An 8105-nucleotide genomic window follows, 5' to 3' on the forward strand; every position below is an offset into this window, starting at 1 on the left:
AATTTGATATTTTTTTTACTTTTCTTTTTCCCTCCCTCAATCACCATCTTCGCTTAGAACTAAACCCGTAACGATTCTCCGTTTTGGGATTGCAAAGATACAACTATATTTTCCGGACTCGCAAGAATAAAATCGAAATAATTAAAGAATAAAACATAAAGAAATATACCCTTCACAAAATCAGCAACTTAACAGCCATATAAAGTTTTCTCTCGCTTTAATTCCTTCTGAGAATCCTCGTCATATTAAACCAGAACCTTGTTCTCTAATGAACCAAGGGCATTTTGTGCTAAGCTCAAAATGCATTAATCAATATCTTAATAAACTAAACACCGCTAGGAAATAGTCCCACAACAAAGCCATTCTTGATAATACACCTGCCAAACAAATAGAACAATCCCCCACGCCATGCGGAAAACAAAACCTACCTCATTAAACCCACGCTAACAAGCCATAGACAAGGAACACACAGATGAACATCCTACGCCCAATTACGCCAAGGTGTAGGGCTCATTTATACTTTAAATAAAGATGCCTTAATCAAATTCATTTCGCCCTAATTCAGTCCAATTCCTAAAAACGCAAAAAATCCAGTTGACTTTCATCAACTGGATTTCATAAAGAACCTTTAAAGCTTAGTTTACTTTAACAAGAACTCAATTCTTGTACCTGTTCTTTTACCTTCCGCATTGGTATAATAACTTGCTGTATCTTCATCACCAAATCCGTCATAAGACACTCTTGATTTAGTTAAACATTTCTTTTGAAGGAAATATGTATATATAGCACATGCTCTAAGTTTAGCTAATCTAATATTAGTAGCACTAGAAGCTCCATCATTATATGCATTGATATGTATCGCAGCGTCAGAACATCTTGCCAACAAATCACAAACTCTTTGAAGAGACTTATAAGATGATGGGCGTAATTTATTTGTTCCACTATAGAATTCAATTTGCTGTGCAGCATAATTTAACTCATCAAGTTCAGAAGCTGTAATTTCACAACCGCTAGCTGTTCTATATCCTAAAGCAGGAGCTACTCCGTTAACGTAACCTTCTGGACAACCTTGGTTTGAAATAAGACCAGGAACATCAGGACAAAGGTCTTTGTTATCAGGAACACCATCTCCGTCAGAATCTGGACAGCCATCTGCATCACCAGCTACATTTATACAATCATCTTCGCTATCTGCTACTCCATCTCCGTCAGAATCTGGACAGCCATTAGTAGCCGCAGGACCTGGAGAGTTTGGACAATCGTCATCTTTATCTGCAATGCCGTCTCCATCTGTATCTGGGCAACCTCTCAATTCAATCACACCAGCTAAGTCTGGACACTCATCATCTTTATCTGCAACGCCATCTCCATCTCTGTCTGGACAGCCATTCAAAGCTGCTAAGCCATATAAAGTTGGGCACTCATCATCTTTATCTGCAATACCATCTCCATCTGTATCTGGACAACCCTGTAAAGAGGCCGGACCTGCAATAGTAGGACACGCATCAATATTGTCTGGAACACCGTCACCATCTGTATCAGGGCAACCTTGAAATTTACGTAAGCCTGGAATATCAGGACAAATATCGCATTTGTCTACAGTCCCGTCCTTATCACTATCTTTATCTCCGAATCTATATGAACCAGTAAGTAATCCTATGAAATAACCATCATTACGTTGGTCATTTGCTGCCATACTGATACCATCTAGGTAATCTGAAAAAGAATATCTGTAACCACCTTCTGCACCCACAGCAAAACGTTCTGCCACATTCCATTTAACACCTAAACCAAAAGGAATAACGGCAGCAAACTTCTTTAAGCTAGCAGCATCCGCAGCGATATCACGAGGCAAAGGAGGAAAAGTAGTTCCTGACTGAACAGTAACCGTTGGTTTTGTATAAGTCATACCAATTCCACCGAATAGGTAAGGAGCAAGTGTTTTTCTTGTGATTCCTTCACAAGTAATACTTCTCTCTTTAAAAGGATATATTTCACCTAATATGGATGCCTCTACTAAAGGAGTTTTAAATTTTAACCCTCTGTAGTCCCAATATCCATCAGGTTGAGAAAAATCATTTCCTGCAAGACCCCCTACAAGAATTTGAGGACGTACTGCGAAGTAATCACTCAAATGTCTTCTTGCGAAAAGTCCTGAGACAATTCTATTTCCTGCTGCATAGGGCATGCTACAGTGTACATCGCCGAAGTATTGCGTTATACCTAAGGGAACTCCAATTTCCCAAGGATACGGCTTACAAACTTTACAAGTATCTTGTGCTTTTAAAGAATAGCTTGCTAAAGTTAAAACAGCGATAAAAGCTAATATACCTTTTTTCATGTGTTCTTTTTAATAGTATAAATTTCTAATAACGGATTACAAATGCCAAAATTAAACTTATAAAAGTTAAAGTTAAGGCGAAAAAACTAATTTCAACGAAATTAATTTTAAAACAAAAAAATTTTATGGGGATAGATATACTAAGAGTGTCTGCCCACCAAGTTTCACAAAAAAAAATGAAAAAATCAAATCTAATGGTTTTTAATCTATAATAATAAAGATAAAATCAAACTAAGTGACAGCTATTGACCTTTATTAGGACTTAGAATAGGTTTTTACTCAATAAAAAACTTAATTCGGGTATAATTTCTATGAAGAAAAACATTTTAACATCCCTGGTTGCTTTTTGCGTTCTTTTCTCATCCTTCTCTAATTTGGATAAGAAAAGAGCATCTATATTTACGGATATAGCACAAGATGTATCCAAAAACAGTAAGGCCTACGAAAAACTTCAGGAAGCCATCAAAATCAGTACACATCGTTTAACGGGTTCTGAAAACGGAAAAAAGGCAGAAGAATTTGCACTAAAGACTTTCAAAGATTTTGGATACCAAAATGCCCAATATGCTCCTTTTGAAGTAGAATCTTGGTCCAGAAATAAAGTATCGCTATCTATAGTACCCTCTAACAGCGACAACTTTAAAGAGGTCAAAGTGGTGGCTTTAGCTCACTCTCCTATTTCTGCCAATGTTTCAGCTGCTATCATTGACTGCAACGACGGTTTAGAATCTGATTTTGAAAAGCTAAAAGATGAGCTATCTGGAAAAGTGGCTCTTTTTAACATCAATATTCAGTCTGAAGAAAACAAGGGAAAGAAAAATCTGCATCGCTCCGAAAAAACCGCATTGGCTATTAAATATGGAGCTGCAGCAGTTATGATTGCCAATTCTGTCCCTGGTGAAGTTCTCTTAACCGGCACGGCTTCGGTAACGGGCTCTTTAATTGCCATCCCAGCCATCTGTATTTCTTTTGAAAGTGGTAAGGCGATAAGAGCATGGCAAAGCGATGAAAATGATTTATTGGCTCAAATAGAAATGCTGAATTTCAACAAACCCGTTAGGGCAAGAAATGTCATTGCGGAGCATAAGGGTCAAAGCAAATATGATAATCAAAAAATTGTTATTGGTGCACATTTAGATTCTTGGGACTTAGCTCAAGGAGCTATTGATAATGGTATAGGTGCATACTCTGTCATAGATATTGCAAGAGTTTTTAAAACGTTAAATCTTAAAACTAAAAGACCTATAGAATTTGTACTCTTTATGGGTGAGGAACAAGGCTTATTAGGGTCTAAAAGTTATATTGACAAAGCTAAAGCAGACGGTAGCGTAAAAGACATCGCGTTGATGATGAACCTAGACATGCTGAACAATCCTCACGGATTCAATGCTTTTGGAGACGATAAACTTCATAAGTATTTCCAGGAAATCGGCTCTGAGATTAAAGCTATTGATAAAAATTATGAAAATAAAAATGCAAGCTCTGCAGGATTGCATAGCGACCATCAAACCTTTATGCTAAATGGTATTCCTGTTTGCTCTCCAATGGGAAAATTATCAAAAAGTGCTCTTAACTGTTACCATGCCGACTGCGACAACTTTAGCTTAGTGGATAAAAAGCATTTAGAAAATAATGTAAAATACACCGCCATGATGCTTTATGCTCTGGCAAATTCTGATACACTTCCTAAAAGAAAATCGAGTGAAGAAACTCGCGATTATCTTGTAAGTCAAAACCTTAAGAATGAATTGATCTTAGGTAAAGAGTGGCTTTGGGAAAAATAAAATAAACCACATATGCTGGCAACAACTTTCGGTGCGGCCGTTTATGGCGTAAGTGCCACTTTAATCACGGTAGAAATTAGTATTATAAAAGGTGCAGGTACCAGCGTGGTCGGTCTGCCAGATAATGCCGTAAAAGAAAGCCTTCAAAGAATAGATGCTGCACTAAAAAACGAAGGTTACACGCAAGACAGAAAAAAGACAGTCATCAATTTAGCCCCTGCGGATATCCGAAAAGAGGGTTCTTCCTATGATTTACCCATAGCACTATGCCTAATCAATATTTCTTGTGGTGTTACTTACGCCAAAGAAATATCTGACTATGTCATACTCGGAGAACTTTCACTGGATGGCACATTGAGACCTATAAGAGGGGTGCTTCCTATTGCTATTGAAGCTAGAGCTCAAGGCAAAAAAGGTTTTATATTGCCCAAAGAAAACGCGGAAGAGGCGTCTATTGTCAACAAATTAGATGTTATCGGTGTAGAGACGCTGGACGAAGCCGTTCGTTATTTAAAAGGCGAGTTAGAAATACAGCCTTTGGTAACAGACACCAGAGATATTTTCTACCATACGGTCAATGATTACGAGGCCGACTTTTCTCATGTTCAAGGACAAGAAAACATCAAAAGGGCTTTGGAGATCGCCGCTGCAGGTGGGCACAACGCCATCATGATTGGTCCTCCTGGAGCGGGAAAAACGATGTTGGCCAAAAGGTTACCATCAATCTTGCCTCCGCTTACATTACCAGAGGCTTTAGAAACTACCAAGATTCATTCGGTGGCTGGAAAACTTGGCGGAAAAGCGACACTTATTTCAAAACGACCTTTCAGGAATCCACATCATACTATTTCAGACGCCGCACTGGTAGGCGGTGGAAGTTTCCCGCAACCAGGAGAAATTTCTTTGGCTCATAACGGGGTATTATTTCTGGATGAATTACCAGAGTTTAAAAGAACAGTTCTGGAAGTGATGCGTCAGCCGCTAGAAGAAAGGAAGGTAAGTATTTCTAGAACCAGACTATCTGTAGAGTTCCCTTCTAGCTTTATGCTGATTGCCAGTATGAACCCATGTCCATGCGGTTATTATAACCACCCAGATAAAGACTGCACTTGCCCTCCAGGAGCTGTAGAAAAATACTTGAATAGGGTTTCGGGGCCATTACTAGACAGAATTGACCTACATGTGGAAGTGACACCTGTAAGTTTTGACCAAATATCTTCAACCAGAAAAAATGAAACCTCGGCCGAAATAAGAGAACGTGTAGTAAAAGCCAGAGAAATACAGATTGAAAGATTTAAGGATTATCCAGACATACATTCAAATGCCATGATGCCAGCAGAAATGGTGAAAGAGCTCTGTCAAATAGATGAAGCTGGAAAAACGCTTCTAAAAAGAGCCATGGAAAGACTAGGCTTAAGTGCGAGAGCCTACGACAGAATACTAAAAGTAAGCCGAACCATTGCCGATTTGGCAGGTTCTGAAAACATCAGAAACGAGCAACTAGCCGAAGCTATTCAATACAGAAGTTTGGATAGGGAGAACTGGGCGGGTTGATGATCTGAATTTAATAATTTGGCATGATCAATTTCGAAAAGATGATCATGCCAAGAACTACTCACCTACCTATTTTGACAGTAGCGTTTAGCATTACTCTAAATTTCCTGTTCAGATTATCAATAGGTAAATCTTCACTTACAATTGTAGCAAAAGGTTTTAAATCTATCGAAGCCTTAATTCCTATTCTTTTATTATATACATCATTTACTAGAAGCCCTCCATTAATCAGAAATGTTCGAAAGTTTCTAAACTCCATTAAATCGTCATTTCCATACGGTGGAATCTGAACAACATAACCAATAAAAGGTAAAAAATTAATTCGACGAGGAAAATGAAGGTTATATGAAACACCATTTTCAAATGACATGATAAGAGATTTTGTCCTATATAAACCTGCTCTTCTAAAATATTGAGATCCTCTTATGCCACCATAAACTTTGAAGGACTTATTTTCACGAAGAAAATAATGTGTAATAGCAATATTTAAATAAGGATCGGTATAACCATATCTCTTTGTCTTAACTCCTTCAAATTCCCAATCATCGAAAACTGAATAGACTCCAAGTTCAACAATATTTTGAGCCTTAAGATTAGATGAACAAAATATGATAATGGCTAAAACATTTAAAAAATTACGCATTCTACCAAGGTGAAGAGTGATTTAAAGATAAAACCCTACCTAGCCCATCCTTACAAATAAATGTTACTTCTGCATTTATATTTTGAAAGCAAGGGTGATCATAAGACCAGTCTTTAATATCAGTTGTTGTATTTGAACAACTTGTACAATACCCACCATAGGTTCTATAAGTCCAGTATTGTCCACAAATCTGATTACCGTATGGGGGTAAATAAACGCCAGATTCAGCATTTCCATTCATTAAAATCTGAGTGCATTGAGAATTGAAAAACGTCCCAAGAAACTTCTTTTGATGTTTTGTTTTGATTTTTGCCTTATAAAAGTGATTGCTGTTGAACCCTACAGACTCAGAATGTAATATATATCTGTAATCCTTCCCTCCATATGAATAAGTACCACTCACGGCATACTCCTGACCTGTTGCAGAAACTTTTAACCCAGGATTACTTATTCCTACTCGATTCAAACTTTTCTTGTATTCACTCCCATTTTCAAGATTCAAAATATTCACATAGTCGTAAAAAAAAGTGTATAATTCCTTGCCAATAATTAGTTGCCTTTGTTTATTTAGAATCAATTGTATCTCATATTCAGGAACAGTATATTCAATCGTTGGTTCCCCAATATATGTTATTAATTCATAATTATCATCATTTTGGTAACCTTTGGTACTAATAAGATTCTCATAGAATGAATCGTCAAGGTTAGAATAATAATCCGCAAGGCTTTCAAATTTTTTACTTTTAATTCCGCTTTTAAACTCATTTTGTACCTCGAAAGAAATTAATTTCTGTTTAAGTGAAAGATATTCCAGCGAATCTTTAAATTCCATTATTTGGTTTGAAATTGCAAACCTACTCTCCCTGAAATTCTCTTCTTTTGTTTCTTTTGATACTTCTGAAGGTAAAACGCTTTTTTCCAATTCTTGTTTTGAGCAGGAATAAAGACTACTAAATATGATTAAGAAAAGATAAAATGAACGATTTTTCATTGTTTTAAATTTTAAAAGTTTGTGCTTCACCATTATATGAGGGCGTTCTGCGGGTTTCCCCTTTTCAGTGTGGACTGAAAACCTTTTCTCCGTTTACATTTGATTAGTCCTTGAGCTCTTTATGTGGTAATAATCATTGCCGGATTTTGTTAGTCTTTTGTTGATCAATTCATCAGACCTAAAACGAATTTAAGGGGGGGGGGAGAGAGAAAAGCAAGAAAAGTTATTTTACGGCCGCTTTATTTAAGCCTCTTTTTATAAGACTGTTATGTGCTGTCGTTTGAATGAATAACTCTTTTGAATATATAAATAAATGGATTATAGATATATAAATTCTGCAGGTTCAAGCCGAAGCTATTCAATATAGAAGTTTGGATAGGGAGAATTGGGCGGGCTAGTAATTCTATTTAATCAACTCCAAAGCCTCCTTCACCGTATTCACAGGATATTGACAAACCTTGTTTTGACAAACATAAATAGTGGTTTTCTCTTTGACCAATTTGCCTTTTAATAGTGCTAGGTTTCCTTCTTCTGTGCCACCAGAAATAAAGACGTTGGGCAAATAATGGGCATCCATTTCCTTTCTAAACTTATCACTGTCTTTTCCTACAATAGCCACTTCATAAGGCTCTTTACTGAAGTAAGTTCTTAGAATGTTCCAGTTTGCATAGTATGGACCATTCTTAAGAGCATCGGTATCTATGTTGCCCAGCATATTTTTGGCTCTTTGGATGTAGGTATCGTCGTAAAGGTATTGACCTAAGGTGTACAGGTTTTTGGCCATTTCGGAAT

5 protein-coding genes and 1 pseudogene are annotated in these 8105 nt (G+C 37.0%); 2 read left to right on the forward strand and 4 right to left on the reverse strand.

Features of this window, described 5'->3' with window-relative positions:
• Positions 1–640 precede the first annotated feature (640 nt).
• A complete protein-coding gene (locus tag ACTBZY_RS16615; protein WP_463047471.1) occupies positions 641–2341 on the reverse strand; it encodes a DUF6089 family protein in 1701 nt (566 codons plus the stop codon).
• A 311-nt stretch (positions 2342–2652) separates the two neighbouring features.
• Between ACTBZY_RS16615 and ACTBZY_RS16620 the strand changes: the two genes are divergently transcribed.
• Both ACTBZY_RS16620 and ACTBZY_RS16625 read left to right on the forward strand, forming a co-directional pair.
• Positions 2653–4125 (forward strand): M28 family peptidase, encoded by a 1473-nt coding sequence (locus tag ACTBZY_RS16620; protein WP_463047472.1) that lies wholly within the window; start codon positions 2653–2655, stop codon positions 4123–4125.
• Between the two features lie 12 nt (positions 4126–4137).
• Positions 4138–5679 (forward strand): YifB family Mg chelatase-like AAA ATPase, encoded by a 1542-nt coding sequence (locus tag ACTBZY_RS16625; RefSeq protein ID WP_463047473.1) that lies wholly within the window; start codon positions 4138–4140, stop codon positions 5677–5679.
• 61 nt (positions 5680–5740) lie between these two features.
• Here the strand turns inward: ACTBZY_RS16625 and ACTBZY_RS16630 are convergent, their stop codons facing one another.
• From ACTBZY_RS16630 to ACTBZY_RS16640, 3 genes and pseudogenes are all read right to left on the reverse strand, one after another.
• Complete coding sequence (locus ACTBZY_RS16630) at positions 5741–6322, reverse strand: hypothetical protein (protein WP_463047474.1); 582 nt, start codon at positions 6320–6322, stop codon at positions 5741–5743.
• 1 nt (position 6323) lies between these two features.
• Complete coding sequence (locus tag ACTBZY_RS16635) at positions 6324–7313, reverse strand: hypothetical protein (protein ID WP_463047475.1); 990 nt, start codon at positions 7311–7313, stop codon at positions 6324–6326.
• A gap of 403 nt (positions 7314–7716) precedes the next feature.
• Positions 7717–8105 (reverse strand): annotated as a pseudogene (locus ACTBZY_RS16640) (thioredoxin domain-containing protein); the annotation flags it as partial.

It is taken from the genome of Arcticibacterium sp. (assembly GCF_055134445.1).